The sequence below is a fragment of the Listeria sp. Marseille-Q6474 genome (assembly GCF_946902005.1).
Classification (GTDB): domain Bacteria; phylum Bacillota; class Bacilli; order Lactobacillales; family Listeriaceae; genus Listeria; species Listeria innocua.
The window spans coordinates 71,173-94,598 of record NZ_CAMPPS010000002.1; the positions used below are offsets into that span (position 1 = coordinate 71,173).

Sequence of the window (23,426 nt, forward strand, 5' to 3'; positions counted from 1 at the left end):
TTTCCTCCTATAATTTGTCTTGATTCATAATATGTTTATCATCAGGGTTAATAATGTGTTCGCCGCGAGCTCTTGGGTGGGTGAATTTATTGATGTCGCTTGAGTCTAAGTGAGTAATATCTTTCGGTGAGATGTCTTTTTTATCGTGCACAGCATAGATGATGAATGGAATTAGTACGGTGACGATAAAGCTGATTGATAAGATCACCATGTATGTCGTGTCGCTTTTTGCGGCGATTGATGCTGGTGGAACAAATGAGATACATAAAGCGAAAATAGATGTTACTAAGCCGATTAGCGCCACAATCACTTTAACAATTTTGCCACCAGGGATTTGGTAGGTACGTTTTAAGCTCGATTTTTTGAAAATAAGTACTAAGTAGCCGATGAAAAAGAGTAAATAGCCGACTAAATAAATGACCACTGTTAAGGAAATCGCAGTTAGGAATGATAAATTATTACCGCCACCACCAAATGTGAGAATAGCTGCCCAAATAGTAACGACGACACCTTGAACCATAATAAGTGGAACAGGGACTCCGTGTTTATTTACTTTTTTCATTTTTTCAGGAAGTAAGCCTTGTTCTGCTGCAGTATACATTCCGCGTGACGGGCCAACTACCCATGCACTGACTTCACCCATGACACCTAGCGCGATCATGATGGCAATCAGTTTTACTGCCCAACCTAAGCCGGAACCAAAATGTAAAATTAATGCTTGGAATGTTTGCACGACGCCGGAGCTAAGTGATAAATCTTTTAAAGGTAAAACAGCGGAAATTGTTAAGCCGCCGATTGTATTTAGCGCGATGGCTAAAATAACGAGCATAATCATTGCTAGTGGATAATCGCGTTTTGGATTGGTCATTTCATTTACGTGGCTCGCGGAAGCTTCAACACCCATGTAAGCGAGAATAAATGACACGAAGATGACTAATGTTGAAGCTTTTGAGAAATCCGGAATAAACGCCTCTTTGGAAAAAGTGACATGAAGGGGATTTCCGCCAGCAACATAAGCAATACCTAGGATAAATAAAATGATTGCTGGGATGAGAATACCGATAATAAAACCAAATTTCGCGATTTTAGCAGTGTTTTTCGTACCACCCAGTTGAGAAAAAGTAAGGCCCCAGAAAATGATTAAAACACCGATAAATTTAATAAAAGGGTTCGATTCGAGCGCGGGAAAATCAAATACATACGATAGCGCGCCGAGAATAAAGTAAATCATTGTCACGAATCCGACCGTTATTTGAAACCACTGAAAGAAGATTGCGGCAAAACCAAAACGTTCCCCGAGCGTGTTACCGACCCAAGAAAAAATACCGCCTTCTTGCCATCCATCAACTGTCGCCATTTCTGCTGCACATAAAGCGACAGGTAAGAACCATAAAAATCCGCCAAGAAGTAAGAAAAATACGAGATGAAAGCCGGAAGTGGCAAATGTTGGATATTCATAAACTGTCATAACCATCGAAGCCGTAATGGCAAAAAAACCGAATAAGGTTAAAGACTTTGCTTGTTTAGACATTGTGTATTACCTCCATAAATTTTGTTTGCGAACACTGCTAAACCAAGCTATAGATAATTAGAATGATGCTTAATTAATGGTAAATGTGATTTTTTTGGAACATCATCAGTTAACACGAGAAAAGCACCTCCTAAGTCATTGTTTGTTGGAACATGTATAAGATTAGCACGTTTGTTTTCGAAAATTATTCCAGTTTTTTTCTTAGCTAAGGAAAATTTTTGAGACAGTACTTGCGGTTGTTTTATTCACGGCAAACGCATTCATTAAATTTTTTTCCATTTTCAGTAAAAAACTCTTGCACTTTAAAAAAAATGGGTGTATTGTATATAGATGTTAAATGTCCATTAAAGATATTGAAAGGTAATAATGGGAAGAGGGAGGATTTTTATTATGAAGTTGAGCAAAAGTATGGATCAGGTTTTTTGTATTATGACGATGTTGTACACCCAGAAGGTAGATGTTCCCATTTCTTCCGTAACTATTCATCACCGTTTGCGTGATTCGTCGCCGTCTTATATTAGTAAAATTTTAAGGAAGCTAGTCGTTAGCGGGCTGATTAATTCAGTTTCGGGTAATAACGGTGGTTTCACGCTTGCTAAAGACCCTGAAGAAATTAATTTGCTGGACATTGTAGAGGCAGTGGAAGGGAAAATCGATACATACCCAGATTCAGACTTAATCCACACTGTTTTCTCTGACTATCATGAATTTGCCGAGTCCGGTATTCACACCATTACAAGTGCTTTTAGAAACGCTGATAAAGAATACGCTAATTATTTATACTCACAAAAATTATCTGTTTTAGTAGAGCAAGTTATTGGGAAAGAACGAACCACTATCATAGATTGGAACGAAGCGTAATAAATCTTTAAAAGAAAGAAGTGCGGTAATAAAATGGATATGGTAAAAAATGAGTGGAAAAAATTATTTAAAAACAAAATACTACTTTTATCATTTGTAGTTATTCTGTTTATTCCACTTTTATATGCAAGCTTTTTCTTAAAATCCGTCTGGGATCCGTACGGCAAAACAGGGGATTTACCAGTAGCGGTAGTTAACAATGACAGACCAGTTGATTATAACGGTCAAACAATGGATGTTGGCGATCAGTTAGTAACAAAACTGAAAAGCAACAAAGAACTCGATTGGAATTTCCTTTCCAAAGAAGACGCTGAACAAGGCTTAAAAGATGGCAAATATTATATGGTTGTCACAATTCCAAAAGATTTCTCTAAAAATGCAGCATCCGTTTTAGATAAAGATCCGAAAAAAATGGAATTATCCTATAAAACAAACGGCTCGCTTAACTATTTAGGTCAAGTTGTGAGTGAACAAGGAGCTAAACAACTGAAAAGCGAGGTTTCTGCTGAGGTAACAAAATCATACGCGGAAGCAATTTTTGATAAAATTAAAGAGTCTGGTGACGGGTTCGCCCAAGCTGCTGATGGCTCTGGAAAAATTAAAGATGGCCTCGTGAAATCACAAGAAGGTAATAAAACGATTTCTACTAATTTAAAAACGCTCGCAGATAGCTCTTTAACGTTCAAAGATGGCGCTAATACGTTAGAAGTTGGTTTAAAAACTTACACAGATGGCGTGAACACTGCGGCCGCTGGTGGCGATAAACTAAATGCTGGTGTTTCAACGCTTGCTGCTGGTGTAGGACCACTTAAAGACGGTGTGGCTGCACTTGACGGTGGAGCAACAAAATTATCAAGCGGAGTTTCGACATACACATCAGGCGTAGATACACTTTCTGGTGGAATTAACCAAGCATACAATGGTTCTACTGCCCTTTCTGATGGTTTAAACAAAATGAATGGCAGCGTACCAGCTCTTGCATCTGGTGTAACGCAATTAAACGACGGTCAAAAAAGTCTGGCAACTGGCTTAAATTCACTAGTTGATGGTAGTAATAAACTTTCAGCAGGATTAAAAGAACTAGATGGTAATTTAACTAATAGCCAAGGTAAAATAGCTCAATTAAAACAAGGTATGAATGATTTACAACAAGGTATCGACCAATTAAATCAAAACGTAAACGGTGAAGATGCAGCACTCGCTAAACAATTACAAGCTCTTCAAAAAAGCTTAACTGATTTACAAAATGGTTTAACTTTTATTAAATCCAATGCGAACTTCGATGCCGAAGCAATTAAAGCAAAAATTAATGCAACAAACGGTGTGAGCGCAGAAGATAAACAAAAAATTATTGATGCAATTCAAGCTGATTTAGACAAAGAATCACAAAAATCTGCCACTCAAGTAGCGACTGTAGAAAAACTACAAAGCGGCTTATCAGGTCTTGATTTAGCGACAATTCAAACACAAGTAACTGAATTGCAAACTGGTGTAGCGAAAATTTCAGCTGGTTATAAAGCAGTTCATGGTGGAACTACCGAAGCATTTAATGGTATCCATCAAGCAATTAATGGTTCAGGCAGTCAAACTTTACTCGGTGGCGCGAACCAATTAACAGCTGGACTAAAATCTGCACAAGCCGGCAATGCAAAATTAGTTGCAGGAACAAATGAACTTAATAACCAAATCCCAACTTTAACTTCAGGCGTAGGACAACTTGCTGCCGGTAGTTCAAATATGGAAAACGGCTTAAGTCAGTTAAATGATGGAAGTAATAAACTTGCAAGCAATTCAGACGCATTACGTTCAGGTGCAAAAGAGTTACAAGGCGGAACAAACCAATTAGCTGCTAAAGTTCCAACACTTGCTGGAGGCGTAAATCAACTACAAGCAGGTTCAAGCCAATTAGCAGGCGGTTTAAACCAATTATCAGCTAACTCACCTAAACTAGTTTCAGGCGTAGGACAACTAGCAGACGGATCTTCTAAAATTGCTGATGGTTCTTCTAAACTAGCGAACGGTTCCTTCCAATTAGGTGATGGACTAACTAAATTAACAGACGGTAGCACAGAATTAACAGACAAACTAGCAGACGGAGCACAACAAGTGAAAGATACAAAAGCAACAGACAAAACATTTAACATGATTGCAGCTCCAACAAAACTTGCACATAATGAATATACGCACGTAAGTAATTACGGTCACGCATTAGCACCATATGTGTTATCACTAGCTCTATATGTTGGTGCACTTGTCTTTAACTTCATCATGCCAATTAGACGTGTTTCGATGGAAGGGCAACCAGCTTATAAATGGTGGTTAAGTAAAGTATCACTTGGTTTTGTCGCAGCAGTTGCGATGGCACTTCTTGAAGGTGGTATCATGATTGCACTAGGACTAAGACCAGATAGCATTGTTGAATTCTTCGGAACAGCGATTATTACGGCACTTGCTTACATGTTCCTTATCATGCTTCTTGCTATGACATTTGATAATCCAGGTCGTTTTATCGCGATGGTATTACTCATTGTTCAATTAGCGGGTTCAGGCGGAACATTCCCAATGCCACTTACTGGATGGTTCTTCAATTTAATCCATCCGTTCTTACCAATGACTTATTCGATTTATGCCTTTAGAGAGTCACTGGCAGCAGGTATGGGACCAAATGTATACAGTATGTCGATGCTCGTTCTTACAATTATTATGATTGCATGTATCGGTTTACTATACCTATCAATGAGTCACTTGAAAAAACGCCATGATGCACATGAATCGGCACTTGATGATAATCAAAAATTAATGGCTTTAGAAAACTAAAATAGCGAAATCCCTATAAAGTAGCAATTACTTTATAGGGATTTTTTTGTATTAAAAAGGATTTCCTATGCTTAGGAAATAAGATTAATTGTGAGGTATTTTTGTATGCGCTATCATGAACGTATAACAGCTTAGTGAAAGGAAATGAAAATTAATGAAAGCATTAGAACGATTTCTGTCAAAATGGCTATTACCATTTGCAAAAGTATTAGAAAGTAACACCCAGATGAAGGCAATACGTCAAGGAATGATGGCACTTGTTCCAATAACTTTAGTTGGTGCAGTCCCGGTATTGTTCCAGCAATTAGGAGGAATCCCAAAACTACCTAGTTGGATTGCTGCTGTTGCTGAATATATTAATAACATTACCTCCCCGATTCATTTTGCTACCTTTGGATTGATGTCTGTCTATGTAGCAATTTTCGTAGCATATTATTATGCAAAAGAACGCAATTTGTGGGATATTGGGGCGATTGTAACAGCCTTAATGAGTTTTGTTGTAGTAGCAGTAAGACCACTTGAAGCTGGCGGAAGTGATGTAACTTATCTTGCCGGCGAAGGTATTTTTGTAGCTTTAGTAATTAGTTTATTATCTGTAGAAATTCTACACATTTTTAAAAATAAATTGAAATTCACGATTAATTTAGGTCAGGGTGTTCCAACGCCGATTTTACGATCTTTTGAAAATTTATGGCCGATTTTATTCTCGGTTTTAATCGTAGCGATTTTAAGCTTTGGGGTTGAAACACTTAGCGGTATTCGCGTAGTTGAGCTTATTCAAACGTTATTCTCACCACTGACTTCGCTTGTAAACACGCTACCTGGAATTATGTTGATTATCTTTATCCAACAATTATTATGGTGGTTTGGTATTCACGGATATTCTGTAATGGCGCCGGTTTGGTTAAGTGTAGCTTTCCAAAACGTAGACGCGAATGCAGCAGCACTTGCAAAAGGTGAACCACTTTCTTCCATGCTTATTTTCACTCCAGACTTTATGTGGAGTATCGTTGGGGTAACAGGAGCAGGAGTAACAGGCGCGCTCGTTGTTATTATGATGTTCTCTAAATCTAAACGTTATAAGACGCTTGGAAGATTGGCATTAATTCCAACATTTTTCAGTATTAATGAACCTGTAATGTTTGGTGTTCCGATTGTTTTAAACCCGAGATTCTTTATTCCAATGATGGTTGCGCCACAAATTGCAGCATTAATTGGTTGGTTCTCAATCAAGCTAGGTCTTATGAATCCATTTACGATGGTTTCTCCATATGTACCAGTTCCAATCGGTGCCATTGTTGCATCTTTTGACTGGAGATACATTATTGTACTTGGACTTATCTTGATTTGTTCAGCGCTTATTTACTATCCATTCTTTAAAATTGCTGAAAAAGAAGCGCTTGTACAAGAAAATAGCGGGGACCAAGAAGCTAGTCTAGATGATTTTGATTTTTAGTATGAAAGGACGATAGACATGAAAATTATGTTAGTATGTTTTGGCGGATTATCCACCTCCATTTTAGTGAAAAAGATGGAAGAGGCTATTGCGGCATCAGAAAAGTTTAAGAATAAAGGAATTACAATTGAAGCTTGGGGGAAAGATGAATATTCTGACCACCTAGATAACGTGTCTATTGTTTTACTCGGACCGCAATTATCAATGGCATATGAACAAGTAATAGAAGCTACAACAGAACGCGGGTTAAAAGTTCCTGTAGAAGTAATTGATAAAGAAGATTATGGCAATATGAATGCAGTACCAATTCTTATTGCTGCATTTAAAAAAATTAAAGAAGCTGGAACGAATACATTTACGACGGAGGGAAACTAATGGAAGGCACTGAATTACAATCTTTTAAAATAATATCAAGTGCAGGAGATGCGTCTTCCTTGTTTCTAAAAGCCGTTCAACACGCTGAAAAAAGTGAATTTGCAGAAGCAGAAGCATGTATCGAGCAAGCAAATCAATCTTTAAGAGAAGCACATCATGTTCAAACGTCTTTGATTCAAGAAGAAGCAAACGGTAGCTCTAAAGAACTTTCTTTACTGCTGATTCACGCACAAGATCATCTAATGAATGCTTTTGTATACTCTGACTTAGTTAAATCCGTGCTTAATCTGTATAAGCGTTTAGATGAAAAGTAAGGAGAGAAAAGCTATGAAGCTAATTATCAACGCAGATGACTTTGGGTTCACAAGAGCTATCAATTATGGAATTATTGATGCGCATAATTTAGGTGTATTAACTTCTACAACGTTAATGGTTACTATGCCAGCTTTTGAACATGCGGTAGAGTTATCTAAAAAAACACCTATGCTCGGAATTGGCTTGCATCTTAATTTGACGCTTGGTAAACCTCTAACAAATGGAGCAACTTTAGTGAATGAAGACGGCGAATTAATAAAGCCTAAATTTACTACTCCTGAATATCCTTACAACGAAGAAGAGGTTTACCAAGAGTTTAAAGCACAATATCATCGTTTTACGGAGTTTATGAAGAAAAAGCCAAGCCACTTGGATAGCCATTTATTTTCAACAGATATTTATCCAGCCGTTACGAGTGCCGCGAAAAGGCTAGCAGAAGAAATTGGGATACCACTTAGAAATCATGATACAAAAGGTTTTGAACATGTCGAATTTATGTGGGAAAAACCGCTTGAAATCCCGTACGGTGCATATGATAACTTAGACTATATTTATGACAATGCAGCTTCTATTTTGTGTTATGATTATGTTGAAATCATGACACATCCTGGTTATCTAGATACTTTTATTCTGGAAAATTCAACATTCTCTACGCCACGCGCGAATGAATTAGAAAGTTTAATTTCACCGAGAATGCGCCAGTTTTTAAACGAAAATAATGTAGAATTAATTTCCTATCATGATATTCCAAAAAAATGAAATAGGTGATTAAAAATGCTTAATCAACGTCAAAAAAATATTTTAAGCACGCTATATAATGAGAATAATTGGTTGCTTGGAAAAAAATTAGCGGATTTATTCCAAATAAGTGACCGGACAATTAGAAATGATATACGCGTTATTAAAGAAAATATAGGAGAGGACTTTATCTTTACTTCTAAAAAGTTAGGATATGCCTATAATATGGAGAAACCTTTTCCGGTTGACGTTGAGGAAGAAGCTGGATTTGAACAAAACCGGATGGCGCAATTAATTAAGAAATTACTTGTAGATGATGGAGTAGATATATATGAATATGCAACCGAAACATACACATCAGAATCTACCATCCAACGTGATATTCAGTGGTTGCGGGGCTACTTTGAACAATTATTAGGTTTAGATGTAGTCATTCATTCTAGTGACGGTATTTATGCTATAAGTGCCACACCAACTACGAAAATGGAATTATTAAACCGTATCGCAAAGCTAGATGAGTCGCTAAAAACGATTTTAATCACCAATTGTTTTCCAGAAATTAATAATGAAAAAATCCACCAAATATTATCAAAAATAATCAATAAACATAAGATTGTTTTAAAGTATTTTGATGAAACAATCTTACTAACGCAAATAATTTATAGCAGTGGCTTCTTAAAAAAACATCCAGAACAATCAACTGTTACAGAAATCGATAACCCGTTTTTGAGAGAGCTCTTTGATGCGATAGAGCAGGAAGCGGGTTATGGGATTTCTGTTGAAATGAAACAATTTATTTTGACTGAATATGAAAAAATTGTTGCGATGAACAATTTTGAAAATCAAGTCACTACGAAAATGGTTTTAGAAGGCGAACTTTATCAAGAAATTTTACTAATTCTGGAAGAAATTAAGCACGTTTATCTCATAGATTTTACAACAGACTTAGAAGTAACTAGCGATATGACAAAACATATTTTTATCGCACTTGAGAGGGCTAAAAGAGGTATTGTCATTAAAAATCAAGTGACACATATCATCACGCAGCAGTACAGTTACTTACTAGATATTGCCATTTTCATCGGAGAAAAGTTATTAGAGCGTCTAGGAGTAATTCTCAATCAAGAAGAAATTATTCTACTCGTAATGTATTTATACCAATACTACCGCAAAATAGAAGCTAAACATCAACTTAACCAAGTGGTACGGATTGCACTCATTGTTCTAGAAGGTAAAGCTGCGATGTATTACTTACGAGAGCAATTAGCAGAAGTACTACGACCCGTAAACGTAGAAGTTATAGAGATTACCGATAATACACAGTGTCAATTACTACTATCAGAAAATGTAGATGTTGATTTGTGTATTTCTACTAAAAAAATTGATTTGCCTGCGGAAGTCCCGTGTATTGTCTTATCCAACAATATCGGTTTAATTGAGGAAGTAACAATAAAAAAACAGCTTTCGGCAACGATAGAAGCTAATAAAATGAAAAAATTTGCTTATATTAAAGAAAAATATTTACATGAAGATTTATTTTTGACCAATTATGAATATGATCAGAAATATAATGCAATTGATTTTTTAAGTGAATATTGTATAAGTAAAGGATATGTACCAACTAGTTTTACAGAAAAATTATTTAGCCGGGAACAGTTATTTTCAACGGCTATACCAACAGGGATTGCTTTACCTCATCCAATTAAAAATGTTGCGATTAAAAGTGGTATTTTTATTTGCATTATGAAAAAGCCAATTACCTGGGATAATCACAAGGTTAGTCTAATTATGATTCCAATGATTGAAGAATTAGATGGAACGGAAGCGCCATTAATCAATGATTTTTTATCGTTAATAGCTTCTAATAAATCGTATGTAGAACAAATAAGCAAATGTAGCACTTATCGTGAATGCGTGGAGTTATTACAAACTATTTATAACAATAATGAGTAAGTTTTTTAAGGAGTGAAAGGCATGCAAAAACAAATTATTACTATCGCCGGTGGTGGAAGTACTTATACGCCAGGAATTATTCAAGCAGTGCTTAATGGACAAGAAAGACTTCCAGTAAGTGAAATCCGTTTATACGATATTGAAGCATCTAGAAATGAAAACATGTTTCTAATTCTGCAATATATGCTAGAACAACAAGGCTTTTCAAGTATTAAGCTAGTTCAGACAACAAACCCAGAAGAAGCCTTTACTGGCGCTAATTTTATCTTCTCACAAATTCGTGTTGGTGGACTTAAAATGCGTGAAAAAGATGAGAAAATCCCACTTAAACATGGCTTAGTCGGCCAAGAAACATGTGGACTTGGCGGATTTTCATATGGACTTCGCAGCATTGGCCCACTTTTAGAATTAGTTGGCTTTATTCAAAAATACGCTCCAGAAGCTTGGATTTTAAATTATACGAATCCGGAAACAATTATTTCTGAAGCGGTACGTAGACAATTCCCGGGCATTCGAATGATTAATGTTTGTGATATGACAATTGGTATTGAAGACACGCTAGCGAAAAATTACGGATATGACCGCGATAATTGGGTTGCAACTTACTACGGTTTGAATCACTTTGGTTGGTATACAAAAATTTATGATAAATCATTGAAACGTGATATTATGCCAGAGCTTTTAGAGAAATTAAAAGTGCAAGAAATTAAAGAAGAAGATCCAAGTTGGAACCGCGCATTTAATATGATTCGCTTCATGGTGCAAAACTTCCCAGATAACTTACCAAATAATTATTTAGAATATTATTTGTATCCGGATATGTACGTAGATTATGCAGATCCAAACTATACGCGTGCTAACACAGTAATGGACGGTCGCGAGCAAAAAACTCAAGAAATGGCCGATAAAATCCGTAATAAAGAAAAAGAAGATGTGCTTGATTTCTACTTTGGCGTGCATGGTTTATATATTGTTGATATTGCTACGTCCCTATTAAATGACGAGAAAAGTCGCTTTATGCTAATTGTTGAAAATAAAGGCTCTATTCCAAACTTACGAAGTGATGCGGTTGTTGAAGTACCAGCTTATGTTGGGGCGACAGGTGTAGAAGCTATTGCCTTACCTGCGATTGGAGATTTCCATAAGGGTTTAATGGAAGCACAAGTTGCAGCAGAAAAATTACTCGTAGATGCTTACTTTGAAAATTCTTATCAAAAAGCATTACAAGCATTTACACTTAATCAATCAGTTCCAAATGCAACAGTAGCTAAAAAAGTGTTGGATGAAATGATTATTGAAAATAAAGCATTTTGGCCAGTTTTAAAATAAAATAAAAAAACATCGAATGGTAACAGTTTTTACTATTCGATGTTTTTTTGTTATATAATTGAACGCCTTCCTATGAAAGAAATGCTATAATTAAACTATTAACAGACGAAAAGAGGTATTACATGACGAAAAAAATAGTATTTGTAGACGTAGATGGCACACTAGTGAGTGATGATGGGCTTGTACCAGAATCGGCAAGAGAAGCAATATTAAAAGCAAGAAGTAATGAGCATCAAGTTTATTTATGTACTGGTCGGTCCAAACCAGAGCTTTATGAATCAATTTTATCCATTGGATTTGATGGAATTATTGGTGCTGGTGGGGGTTATATCGAAGTAGACAATGAAACTATTTATCATAAAAAAGTATCAGATGCTGATGTCGTTCATATGGTTGATTTTTTCCACGAAAAGAATTTAGATTTTTATTTGGAATCAAATGGTGGATTGTTTGCTAGTGAAAACTTAGAAGCCCACTTAGATAATTTAGTTTACGGCGATGTGGAAAATGATCCAATAGCACGTGAGAAAAAAATTAATAACCCACATCCGTTTATGGAAAGTTTAACTTACGGTGAAACGAACCTTTACCGCTCAGATGTTAATAAAGCATGTTTTTTAGAAAATAAAGATGTGCCATTTGAAGAAATTAAAAAAGAATTTAGTGGTAAATTTGAAGTCTTACATTGTACGGTTCCAATTTTTGGAGATGACAGTGGCGAATTGATGGTTCCGGATATTCATAAAGCAACAGCGATTGAGTTTCTGTTAGAACATATTGGTGCGAATAAAAAAGATACCATGGCTATTGGCGATGGTATGAATGATGCAGAAATGCTTACGTATTGTGAAACTGGTATTGCGATGGGAAATGCTAAAGAAGAGTTGAAAATCCTTGCTGATGAAGTTACTAAATCGGTTGATGAAGATGGATTATATTTAAGTTTCGAAAAACATGGTTTGATTTAGAATATATTGTATGGGTAATGAGTAGTATGGAGGAGGATTTTTGATGAAATTAATTAAAACAAAAACATATGAAGAAATGTCACGAGAAGCTCTCAAAGTGGTAAAACAAGTAATTACTGAAAATGACAACCCAGTCATTAACACAACTACAGGAGCGAGTTTCGATGGAATGTTTGCAGGGCTTGTAAAAGAAATTAACGCTGGTGAAATCCCGATTGAAAAAGTATTTTTAATGAATCTTGATGAATATGTGGCTAAAAGAGATGCATCTTTTACCGTCTATACATATATGCATCAAAAATTTTATGATTTAATAACCAAAATGCCAAAAAGAGTAGAATTATTAGATGGAAGCTTAGATGATTTTACGGATGAGATTGCTCGTTACAAGAAAATTTTAGAAGAAAACGAGCGGGATTTACAAATTTTAGGACTAGGAGTAAATGGCCATCTTGGTGCAAACGAGCCTGGTACACCATTTGATGCCCGCTTATTTTTAGCAGATAGCGATGAATCTACTATTAAAAGTACTATCATGTATAACAATCTAACAGAAGATGAAGCACCATCGCAAATGCTTACACTGGGACTTGCGGATATGATGGATGCAAAACAAATCTTAGTAACAGCTTCTGGTGAACGTAAAGCAGAGGCGGTTAAAGGGTTGTTAGAAGGTCCTATTAGCGTAGATTGTCCGGCTTCTATATTACGAAACCATCCAAACGTTGTCTTCATTATTGATGAGGCGGCTGGATCTTTACTTACTAACCATTAAAAGGGAGTGGAAATATGAGGAAATTATATACTTATTTTGTATTAATTCTCGGCATAGCAATGATTGGGCTTGGCATTTATTTAATGTTTAACCCGAGTACTTCTCTTCAAGCGCTAACTATTTTTATCGGAATTATTTTAGTGCTAAATGGAATTAATGAAGTAATTTCTTACTTTGGCGAACGTAAATATTGGAGCATTTCTAAATGGATTATGCTAGATGGGATATTATCGATCTTGGTAGGTGGTTTTGCTATTTTTGAATCGAATATGGCCGAACGTATTTTTATTATCATCTTTGCCATTTGGATATTAGCCTCAGCGATTTTACGAATTTTAACTGCTTTTGCTGTAAAAGGTTTCCCGGGCTGGACTTTACTGCTCATAATGGGGATTTTAGGAATTGTTATTGCTGTTATTTCGTTGTTCACGAATACATTAGTAGCGATTGCAATCGGAATTATTTTAGGACTGTTTTTTGTCTTCCAAGGAATCACTTGTCTATCCCTTTGGTGGGTTATTAGAAAAGGAGAACATCGGAAATAATGCTAATTTTTTATCCTGTTTTATCTAAAAATGTTAAAAATATAACATTTTTAAAAGTGGAGTGGTAATTCTGTCACAAAATAGACATAAGAAGCGAGAAGATGGTTCTTTAAGAACTTATCTCTCGCTCTTTTTTTATTATGATTAAAGAAGTTGCAATTTCGCAATGATTTTGAGGAGGCGGGATAAATGATGGGAATGTTTACTACGGAGTTGATTTTTACTTTGACTAGTAATCCGAAGTTTCAAGAAGTAGCTGAATTGGTGTATTGGAACAAGGATGATATTATTGATTGTCCTGAAAATAATGAATTTGTTTACGCGATTGATGAAGGTAGCGTAACGCAATACGCAGAAAAAAATAGTTCTTGGGGGAAAGGAAGCGTTCTTGGTTTTATTCGAGAAAAGACAAAAATCCACCCCTTATGTAAGACCGTTGCTTGGAAAATTCCTTTAACATATGTTGCTGATATAGTGAAAAACATGGATAAAGTGAAGCTGGAAGATCTAACAGCAATAGAAATGAACTTTTTGAAACGGGAAACAAAGGATTGTATCCAATGGTTCATTAAAAAAATGCCGGATAGACTTCATACTACTTCTTGGAAAATCGCACAAGGGTATTTTCGTCAAGAGATTATGCAAATACTTCCCAAAGAGTCCTATATTGCCCAATTAAATGAATTGAAAGAGCGACATATTCTTTTTGAATTAGGCTATTATTTTGAAATAAATGTATCTCAATTTCACTCTTATTTAAGAAACTTAGAATATGATTTAATACTAGAAAAAAATAATTAAAATATTTCTAACATTTTCACAGACAAATGACGCAATTCATAGTACACTTAGAATAACCATGATAGGGAATTATTGCCAGTCCCTTATTAGCCACCAGCAAAATTTGCTAGGTGGTTTTTTGATGAACTTTTTCTTTTCGAAAGAGCGTGGTTGTGATAACCTAAAAAAGGTTAGTTTTTAAGAAGGGAAAGTGTAGGAAATGACGAAATGGTTACCAAAGGATTTATGGATTGTTATTATTGGAATGGTGTTACTATATACAGGGCTATCATTTATTTGGCCTTTTAATATGATTTATATGACGCAAGAGTTGGGTATGTCAACCACGGATGCTTCACTGGTATTGTTGATTAACTCAGGTGTAGGAATTATTTCAAGTATTATCGGCGGACTTATTTTTGACCGTTTTTCAGGCTTTATTTCACTTACAATTGGTACGATAATATTAGTACTCTCAACAGCTTCATTATGTTTCTTCCACGGATTTCCGTTCTTTATTTGGAATTTATGGGCGGTTGGTATTGCGATGGGAATGGTATTCTCAGGGCTTTACGCAGCGGCAGGATTAACGCATCCAACTGGTGGGAGAACAGGATTTAATGCGATTTATGTTGCTCAAAATATCGGGGTTGCAGTAGGACCGCTTCTTGCAGGACTATTAGCAAAACAAGGAATGAGCCACGTATATATTGGTTCTTTTGTATTTGCAATTATATTTGCTGGCTATTTTTTCTTTTTCTTCCACAAAATTGACTGGAAATCAGAAAAAGTTAATGTAGAGACAAAACATCGTAAAAAAGGAGCTAAACGAGAATTTCCAACGAAGCTCGCATTATGTTCTTTTGTGCTACTATTACTGACATACTTACTCTGCCAATTACCACACGTACAGTGGCAGTCCAATCTTTCTACTTATATGACGGAAATAAAAGGTGTGACATCTAGCGAATACGGTAATTTATGGAGTTTAAACGGCGCTCTTATTGTACTGGGGCAATTAGTTTTAATTCCAGTTGTTAATAGATTTAAAAAATACTTACTGGCACAAATTTATATCGGTATTGTCTTATTTATTTTATCTTTTGTTGTCGCAATGAATGCAAGCGTATATAGTGGTTTTGTGTTAGGGATGATTTTCTTAACACTCGGCGAAATGTTTGCTTGGCCAGCGATTCCAACCATTGCTTATCAACTTGCACCAAAAGGAGCGGCCGGTTTATATCAAGGCTTAGTGAACGGAATGGCTACAGCCGCTCGCATGCTCGCGCCATTTTTAGGAGCGATTGTAGTTCAACATTTAGGCGGCATCAAAGCTTTATTCATTGGCGCATTTATTTTACTCGGATGTGCGCTTGTTAGCATTACCTTACAACAAATTTTACAGAAAAAGGATCAACAAGAAAAAGCTGCCTTGAAAATTTCCATCAATCAGGGGGAATAGAAAATGAAATTATGGGAAAACGGCACATTTTATCAAATGACAGCAGAAGGGGAGCAAGTTTCTGCTGTGTTAACACAAAATGGTCAAATTCATGCGGTCGGTGAAGTAGCGGACCTCAAAAAACAATATGCTACTGAAATTGATGAAACAATCGATTTGGAAGGTAAAGTAGTTTTTCCGGGATTTGTTGATGCGCATATCCATTTGTTATGGTACGGACAAGCTTTAGAACGGCTGAACTTAAACCAGACAACCACTAAAAAAGAGGCATTAGCGCTTATTCTTGAACGAACAAAGCAGCTTGCAAGTGAAGAATGGTTGTTTGTAGAAGGTTATGATGAAAATAAATGGTCAGATGAACAAACATTGATTTCTTTAGCTGATTTGGATGGGGTAAGTACAACCAATCCAATTTTAGTTAGACGGATTGATTACCATAGTGTGTCGATTAATTCGGCTTTAAAAGCGCATATCGAAAACTTTTCGGAAAACGGTTTTGATGGCGGTGGTGAAATTGTTCGTGATAAAGCTGGGAATTTTACTGGTATTTTAAGAGATAATGCGACAACGCTTGCTATAGATGCGTTTCCGGCGGCGACACCTGCTGAATTAAACGCGTGGTTAAAAATTGCGATAACCGATTTATGGTCTAAAGGTATAACCGGTGCGCATTCGGAAGACTTACATTATTTTACGGGATTTGAATCTACTTTTGCTGCTTTTCGGAATACGGTGGGAGCAAATCGATTGCCATTTCGCGCACATTTGTTAATTCACCATGCCGAACTAGCTAATTTTTCAGCATCTAAAGAAAGTTTTATGAGTGGCGACGACTTTTTAGAATTAGGGGCAATGAAAATTTTCTATGACGGCACAGTTGGTTCGCGTACGGCGCTAATGAGTGCGGGATACGCTGATAACCCGAATGAAAAAGGACTACAAATTCATTCCGATGAGGCTTTTGAGGATTTAGTTCAGTCAGCAAGAAAAGCGGGTTTACCTGTAGCAATTCATATTTTAGGCGACCAAGCTTTTGCTAATGTTATTCGAACTTTACGAGCAAACCCACCCAAAGAAGGACAATACGATAGATTAATTCACACACCTTGGCTTACAAAAGAGTTAATAGCAGAAGCGGAGGGCTTATCGATATTATTTGATGTACAGCCACAGTTTATGGCTAGTGATCTCCCGTGGGCTATCGATGTGCTTGGTGAAAATCATCCGCCACTTGCTTTTGCTTGGAATTCGCTTTTACGAGCAGGCTTTCCATTAGCTGGAGGTAGTGATGCTCCGATTGAAGTGCCTAATCCGTTTTGGGGGATCCATGCAGCTGTTACAAGAACGGCTAATGCGGATTTGAATGGTGTGAAATATTGGCCGGAAGAGTCACTTACCGTATATGAAGCAATCGAACTTTATACAAAAGGGGCTGCGTTTGCAAGTTATAAAACGACTACCCGTGGTCAAATTGCCCCTGGATTTGTAGCGGATTTTACGATTTTAGCAGAAGATCCTTTCCAAATAAAACCTGCGAATCTTCGTCATCTAGAAGTTATGATGACAGTTGTAAATGAACAAGTAGTTTATAAAAAAAAGTAAGTAAACGCGAAAAACTCCATACAGAGACGGATGTTCTCGGAAAATATTTTTGTTAGTATGAGAACGGATCAAATGCCTTGCTAAAGGACGAATTAGCATGGCGTGGAACCGGGAACGAGGGATGTATTAATGGAGATTTTTGAACTGATTTTATTAATGTTAAGTGCAGTTTTTTTATCAAATGTGTTAAGTCGATTTTTGCCAAGTATTGCGGTACCTTTAATTCAAGTACTACTAGGGATTATTTTGGCGATTCCGCTCGGGGATCATACGATGGATATAAATCCTGAGTTGTTTTTATTACTATTTATGGCTCCGATACTTTTTAATGACGGGGCTAGGACGGATAAAAAATCGTTATGGAAAAATCGGAAAGCAATTTTATCATTATCAATTGGCCTAGTGTTTGTAACGGTTGGGGTTTTAGGAGCTTTTATTCATTACTTAATTCCAGCGATACCTTTTGCGGCTGCATTTGCACTTGCTGCAGCACTAGCGCCAACTGATGCGGTCGCGGTTGGTGCACTAGCGGAAAAAGTAAGGGTTCCACATAAAATTATGCATATTTTAGAAGGAGAATCGCTTATCAATGATGCTTCTGGACTTGTTTCCTTTCAATTCGCAGTCTTAGCGCTTGTGACGGGAACATTCTCCTTTATGTCTGCTGGAACTAGTTTTTTGCTGCTTTCGCTAGGCGGGATTGCGCTTGGAGTGGTGCTTAGTTTACTGAAAATCATGCTAATGCGTGGTCTGCGCCAACTCGGTATTGAAAACATGACTTCTTTTATGTTAATGGAAATTTTGCTGCCTTTTTTAATTTTTATGGTGGCAGAAAATATTGGCGTCAATGGTATTTTGGCTGTGGTCAGTGGGGGAATGGTGCATTCGTTTAGTTATAAAAGGATCAATCCTGAAATGGCGCAACTCAATTTGCTTTCTAAAAATACTTGGTCAGTAATTATTTTTAGTCTTAATGGCCTTGTGTTTGTTTTACTTGGGACTCAGCTGCCGCAAATTATGACAGCTATTTGGGAAGATACAGGGATACATAAAAGCATGTTGTTCCTATATATTTTCGGAATAACGTTTTTACTACTTGCGCTTCGGTTCTTATGGATTTTGTTTTTCCGCAATTACGAGGAAAATCCCCATGCAGATTTAGTGAGCAGGCTAAAAAATACGTTTTTGTATACTGTAGCAGGTGTACGAGGAACGATTACGTTAGTCAGTGCGCTATCCTTACCATTTGTCTTAGGTCAGGGCAATGCTTTTCCTGAACGTGATTTATTGATTTTTATTGCTGCTGGAGTAATTATTACGACACTACTTTTAGCTAACTTCACACTGCCTCTTTTTGCAGCTAAAAAAGATGTTGTAGTAGCCGATCATACTACTGCAATTGCGCTATTACGAGATGTTGTCGGCCAATTACAACGTTATAAAACAGACGAGAATGAAGTAGAAATGAATAATGTATTAAAAATGTATAACGGCCGAATTTTTTCGTTAATGGAACATAAAGAAGTGAGTGCTACTGAGAAAGAACTTCGACGTTTAACGCAAGAATGGCAACTTGAAAATACAAGAAGACTCGTATTTGAGCGGAAAATTGACACTGGGGTTGGGTTGTCGCTTATGATGCGGCTCGGGAAACGACTTTATGTCCAAACAAGAGCTCAAAAATATCGGGCGAGAATGAGATATCGTCAGCTTTTAAGTCATAGTATTCGTGATTTTCGCATAGTACCTCTTTCTTTTGAAGAACGTAGGAAGGAGCGAGCTAAACTTCAAACTGAAAATAATCAATTCGTCGTTCAAAAGCTAAATGAGCTCGATAAAAACGAATTTAACCCTGAAGTTATTTCCATCTATTTAATGAATTTTGAACGAGCATTAGGTAGCGGCAAACATAAAAAAGAAACAGATAATGAAGAACTACAAACAACAATCGATTTAGCTTCTCAAATTGAACGGGAAACAATTCAACATTATTTTGAAAAAGGGACGATTACGAGGAAGGAAATGAAAGTTTACCGAGATAATCTCCTTGCAATCGAAGCAAGTTTCCAACTAGAATTTTAACGAAAAAAGACAGTTAGACTATTTATTTAGTCTAACTGTCTTTTTTTATCATCAAAATAATAAATAATTCGATCAATAAATTCTTTTGTTGTACTATCAAAGTCTTTTTCTTTTTGATTAGTTAAAAGACCAATTGGAGGTGAAATAGGTAAGTTTTTAATTGGAATACGAACGGTTCCTTCTAGGAGCTCGGAATGTGCTGTGCTCGTAAAGATAGAAACACCAACGTTTTCGCGGACAAAATACTTATGAGACATGCTACTAGTGAGTTCCATTTTTTTATAATCACTACCAATGGCACGTTTTAAATGTTGCTCAATTTGGATGCGAATCGGGCAATTTGCTGGCGTGAAAATAAAGCATTCATCGCGTAAATCAAGCAATTCTACAGATTCCCGAGAAGCTAAAGGATGGTTTTCTGACACAATCAAATCAAGCGTATCATGGAAAAATGGAAAATAAAAATTCTCCAAAATTAGCTCAGGTTCCCCGCAAATGGCAAAATCAATTTCCCCATCAATCAGTTTTTGGCTACATGTATTGGCATCATCTACAGAAACATTCACCATTAGCTTTGGAAAATCGGTTAAAAATTGTTTTAAAATTTGTGGTAAGACGAGGCTCGCGCTAGGTTCTGAGATTCCTATTTTAATAAGGCCGGCATTGCCATTTTTTAAATCAAATATTGTGTGATCCAGCACTTCATATTGAGCAATTAGCTGACCCGCTCTTTCATAAAACAATCTACCAGCGTGGGTTAGTTTTAAGGTTTTTCCCCGTTCAAATAACTGCACGTCCAAATCTTGTTCCAGCTGTTTAATTCGCATTGAAATAGTCGGCTGCGAATAATTTAATACTTCTGCGGCCCGCTGAAAACTTCCCGTATTTACTACCGTATAAAAAGTTTTGATGGTTCTAAATTCCAATATAATTCCCCCTTCATATTGGAGTTTTTTGATATTTCTAACAGTATACACCGTAAAATAGCCAGAAGCAATTTATTAATCTGATAAAATTCATAGGAATAATGCGGATTAGAGCAGAAGTATTAGTATTACTGTGGTTAGCTATTAGTTTTTTTGATTAGCCAAACAGAATCTTTTACTTTATAGTATAGCTAATATCTAAAAACCAAGTAAGTTGATGGGAATTAAAAGGGGCGATTTGATGGGAAAAGTGACAATTATTGCTGGAGGAATCAAAACGGAATCTCGGCTGAACGGTTTAATTCAACTAGCAGCAAATCAATTAGCGAATAATGGTACGGAAGTTAAAATCATCGAAGTGCACAAAATTCAAGCAGAAGCGTTAGTAACTGCCGATTTCACGCATCCTGATATTCATTTAGCAAATAGTGAAATTGAGTCCAGCTCTGGCGTTATTATCGCAACACCCATTTTTAAAGCCGCATATTCAGGCGTGTTAAAAGCTTATTTAGATCTTTTGCCGCTTAAGGCTTTAAAAGGGAAAGTAGTTTTACCGCTCGGGCTTGGCGGATCAAATGGACATTTACTTGCATTACAATACGCGCTAGATCCAGTTTTAAAAGAGCTGGGGGCTGAAATAATTTTAAAAGGTCAATTTACGGTCGATAAGCAAATTGAACGGCTTGGTGACGGGCTTTATGAAATTGAAATTACGGCGAAAGAACGACTAGATAGTGCATTAAATCAGTTCATTTCGTTATTAAATCAAAATTCAGTGGAAGTTTAAGGAGGCGAGTAGAAAATGGCAGAAGATATTTTTAGAGTGGCGACTGTGGAAGATGCGCCGGAGTTTTTGGAATTGTTATCGAGTGCTTTTAAGTCCGTGAAAGAACTGGGAATCGATTGGCCTTCTACTAATGCAGATTTAGCGATGGTTACCGAAAATATCGTTAATTCTTCGGCTTTTGTTTTAGAGCGGAATGGTAAATTAATTTCTACAATTACTGTTCGTTTTCCATGGGAGAGTAGTTCGCCTCCCTCTAAATATCCATTTGTTTGGTGGTTTGCAACAGCACCAGAATTAGCGGGACAAGGGATTGGTGATAAATTATTAACGTATGTAGAAGAACGGGTACTTCGCGATACACTTAAAGCTCCGGCACTTACGCTTGGTACTTCTGCAAGAAAACATCCGTGGCTACTTGATATGTACTTGCGCCGCGGCTATGAAGTTTATTTTGAACATGAAGAGGACGGCGATGTCGGCGTGATGATGCGGAAAATTTTAATTCCGGAAAAATTCGATGCCACATTACTCGGAATACCTAGCTGGACATAAAAAAGGGGGAGAAAGAATGAAAAAGAAATATGGAGTTTTGGCACTGGCTCTTGTAGCCGCGTTAACATTAAGCGCATGCGGAGCGAAAGATGAACCAGAAGCAGCTAATAAAAAAGTTCAAACGATTACGGTCGGGACAGGCACGCAGTTTCCTAATGTTTGCTTTTTAGATGAAAATGGCAAATTAACAGGTTATGACGTTGAACTAGTGAAAGAAATTGATAAACGTTTACCAGGCTATAAATTCAAGTTTAAAACGATGGATTTTTCTAATTTACTCGTTAGTCTTGGTGCCGGAAAAGTAGATATTGTAGCGCATCAAATGGAAAAAAGCAAAGAACGCGAGAAGAAATTTTTATTTAACGATGTAGCCTATAATAATTTCCCATTACAGTTAACCGTATTAGATAGTAATAACAGCATAAATGGCACAAAAGATTTAGCTGGAAAACGTGTTATCACAAGTGCGACGTCAAATGGCGCACTCGTTTTAAAGAAAATCAATGAAGAACAAGGCAATAATTTTGAAATCGCTTATGAAGGACAAGGTTCTAATGATGCAGCCAACCAACTAAAAACAGGTCGCGCTGATGCAACGATTTCCACACCTTTTGCAGTAGATTTCCAAAATAAAACAAGCCCCATCAAAGAAAAAGTAGTAGGCGATGTTTTATCGAATGCAAAGGTATATTTCATGCTTGGTAAAAATGAAACTGAATTGAGCAAAGACGTAGATAAAGCACTTCAATCCATCATTGATGACGGGACATTAAAAAAATTGAGTGAAAAATGGCTTGGTGCAGATTATTCAAAAGAACAATATTAAAAAATAGGGGGTGCCATTTAAATGGATAAAGCGTTTGATGTGAAAATGATTGCTGATTTTATTCCGACGTTAGCGGGTTATTTACCAATTACGTTATATATCTTGGCACTCTCGCTTATTTTCGGTTTTATATTAGGGGTTATTTTATCATTACCAAGAATTTATCAGATCCCTGTTTTAAATCAATTTGCTCGCGTATATATTTCATTTTTTCGCGGAACACCGATTATGGTGCAATTATTTATTGTTTTTTACGGAATTCCAGCACTTTCTAGCGTATTTGGGATTGATTTATCGCAAATGGATCCACTTTATGCCGCCATTGCAACGTATGCATTAAGTAGTGCGGCGACCATTGCAGAGGTGATTCGGGCTGGTGTAAATAGTGTAGATGCTGGCCAAGCGGAGGCAGCTTATAGTGTCGGGCTGAACGGACGCCAAACATTTTTACGTATCATTTTGCCTCAAGCACTTTATCAAGCATTGCCGAATTTTGGGAATTTAGTAATTGGGTATTTGAAAGATACTTCGCTAGCTTTTTCGATAGGTGTGATGGATATGTCAGGTAGAGGCCAAACCTTAATTACGCTGAGCAATCACGCCCTTGAAGTTTATATTTCGTTATCTATTATTTACTATATTACCGCAGTGCTACTTGAATATTCTTTCAAATGGATTGAAAAACGAGTTAAAAAAGAGAATACCAGATTTACCAGTATTTTTGATATAGAACTTTAAAGGAGAGA

Annotated in this window: 21 protein-coding genes; 19 read left to right on the forward strand and 2 right to left on the reverse strand. The window is 36.6% G+C overall.

Going from position 1 to position 23,426, the window contains the following annotated elements:
* Positions 1–7 precede the first annotated feature (7 nt).
* Entirely contained in the window at positions 8–1,531 is a 1,524-nt protein-coding gene (gene gadC, locus OC533_RS11080; protein ID WP_033533885.1) for a glutamate:gamma-aminobutyrate antiporter, read from the reverse strand.
* A gap of 390 nt (positions 1,532–1,921) precedes the next feature.
* On the opposite strand from gadC, the gene OC533_RS11085 reads away from it, so the two are divergent.
* From OC533_RS11085 to OC533_RS11155, 15 genes are all read left to right on the forward strand, one after another.
* Positions 1,922–2,392, forward strand: coding sequence for an Rrf2 family transcriptional regulator (locus OC533_RS11085; protein ID WP_003723817.1), 471 nt, complete (start codon positions 1,922–1,924; stop codon positions 2,390–2,392).
* A 33-nt stretch (positions 2,393–2,425) separates the two neighbouring features.
* Entirely contained in the window at positions 2,426–5,209 is a 2,784-nt protein-coding gene (locus tag OC533_RS11090; RefSeq protein WP_194323557.1) for a YhgE/Pip domain-containing protein, read from the forward strand.
* Positions 5,210–5,363: 154 nt separating this feature from the next.
* A complete protein-coding gene (locus OC533_RS11095; protein WP_070753869.1) occupies positions 5,364–6,665 on the forward strand; it encodes a PTS sugar transporter subunit IIC in 1,302 nt (433 codons plus the stop codon).
* Positions 6,666–6,683: 18 nt separating this feature from the next.
* The gene (locus tag OC533_RS11100; RefSeq protein WP_003763715.1) at positions 6,684–7,040 is read left to right on the forward strand and encodes a PTS sugar transporter subunit IIB; all 357 of its coding nucleotides are present in this window, start codon (positions 6,684–6,686) and stop codon (positions 7,038–7,040) included.
* Complete coding sequence (locus tag OC533_RS11105) at positions 7,040–7,354, forward strand: PTS lactose/cellobiose transporter subunit IIA (protein WP_003763713.1); 315 nt, start codon at positions 7,040–7,042, stop codon at positions 7,352–7,354. The genes OC533_RS11100 and OC533_RS11105 overlap by 1 nt, the downstream gene beginning before the upstream one ends.
* Positions 7,355–7,367: 13 nt before the next feature.
* Positions 7,368–8,114, forward strand: coding sequence for a carbohydrate deacetylase (locus OC533_RS11110; RefSeq protein WP_003763710.1), 747 nt, complete (start codon positions 7,368–7,370; stop codon positions 8,112–8,114).
* 15 nt (positions 8,115–8,129) lie between these two features.
* A complete protein-coding gene (locus OC533_RS11115; RefSeq protein WP_194323558.1) occupies positions 8,130–10,046 on the forward strand; it encodes a BglG family transcription antiterminator in 1,917 nt (638 codons plus the stop codon).
* A gap of 21 nt (positions 10,047–10,067) precedes the next feature.
* Entirely contained in the window at positions 10,068–11,375 is a 1,308-nt protein-coding gene (locus tag OC533_RS11120) for a 6-phospho-alpha-glucosidase (RefSeq protein WP_010991200.1), read from the forward strand.
* A gap of 122 nt (positions 11,376–11,497) precedes the next feature.
* Complete coding sequence (locus OC533_RS11125; protein ID WP_194323559.1) at positions 11,498–12,343, forward strand: Cof-type HAD-IIB family hydrolase; 846 nt, start codon at positions 11,498–11,500, stop codon at positions 12,341–12,343.
* A gap of 43 nt (positions 12,344–12,386) precedes the next feature.
* Complete coding sequence (locus tag OC533_RS11130; RefSeq protein ID WP_185500932.1) at positions 12,387–13,118, forward strand: glucosamine-6-phosphate deaminase; 732 nt, start codon at positions 12,387–12,389, stop codon at positions 13,116–13,118.
* A gap of 14 nt (positions 13,119–13,132) precedes the next feature.
* Positions 13,133–13,663 (forward strand): HdeD family acid-resistance protein, encoded by a 531-nt coding sequence (locus tag OC533_RS11135; RefSeq protein WP_003770059.1) that lies wholly within the window; start codon positions 13,133–13,135, stop codon positions 13,661–13,663.
* Positions 13,664–13,852: 189 nt separating this feature from the next.
* The gene (locus OC533_RS11140; protein WP_003763700.1) at positions 13,853–14,464 is read left to right on the forward strand and encodes a hypothetical protein; all 612 of its coding nucleotides are present in this window, start codon (positions 13,853–13,855) and stop codon (positions 14,462–14,464) included.
* A gap of 199 nt (positions 14,465–14,663) precedes the next feature.
* On the forward strand, positions 14,664–15,905 hold the full coding sequence (locus OC533_RS11145; RefSeq protein ID WP_003763696.1) for an MDR family MFS transporter: 1,242 nt from the start codon (positions 14,664–14,666) through the stop codon (positions 15,903–15,905).
* A 3-nt stretch (positions 15,906–15,908) separates the two neighbouring features.
* Entirely contained in the window at positions 15,909–17,507 is a 1,599-nt protein-coding gene (locus OC533_RS11150; protein WP_194323560.1) for an amidohydrolase, read from the forward strand.
* Between the two features lie 129 nt (positions 17,508–17,636).
* Positions 17,637–19,589 carry a Na+/H+ antiporter gene (locus tag OC533_RS11155; RefSeq protein WP_185590516.1) on the forward strand — a complete coding sequence of 651 codons (1,953 nt, stop codon included), beginning with the start codon at positions 17,637–17,639 and terminating at the stop codon, positions 19,587–19,589.
* Between the two features lie 26 nt (positions 19,590–19,615).
* Here OC533_RS11155 and OC533_RS11160 read toward each other — a convergent pair whose 3' ends face one another.
* Entirely contained in the window at positions 19,616–20,515 is a 900-nt protein-coding gene (locus OC533_RS11160; RefSeq protein WP_045553624.1) for a LysR family transcriptional regulator, read from the reverse strand.
* A gap of 241 nt (positions 20,516–20,756) precedes the next feature.
* On the opposite strand from OC533_RS11160, the gene ssuE reads away from it, so the two are divergent.
* From ssuE to OC533_RS11180, 4 genes are read left to right on the forward strand one after another with little or no spacing between them, the layout of a single operon-like run.
* The gene (ssuE, locus tag OC533_RS11165; protein WP_045553984.1) at positions 20,757–21,302 is read left to right on the forward strand and encodes an NADPH-dependent FMN reductase; all 546 of its coding nucleotides are present in this window, start codon (positions 20,757–20,759) and stop codon (positions 21,300–21,302) included.
* Positions 21,303–21,317: 15 nt separating this feature from the next.
* On the forward strand, positions 21,318–21,854 hold the full coding sequence (locus tag OC533_RS11170; protein ID WP_003763689.1) for a GNAT family N-acetyltransferase: 537 nt from the start codon (positions 21,318–21,320) through the stop codon (positions 21,852–21,854).
* 16 nt (positions 21,855–21,870) lie between these two features.
* Entirely contained in the window at positions 21,871–22,680 is an 810-nt protein-coding gene (locus tag OC533_RS11175; protein ID WP_033533877.1) for an amino acid ABC transporter substrate-binding protein, read from the forward strand.
* 21 nt (positions 22,681–22,701) lie between these two features.
* Complete coding sequence (locus OC533_RS11180; RefSeq protein WP_003763687.1) at positions 22,702–23,418, forward strand: amino acid ABC transporter permease; 717 nt, start codon at positions 22,702–22,704, stop codon at positions 23,416–23,418.
* The last annotated feature ends 8 nt before the right edge of the window (positions 23,419–23,426 follow it).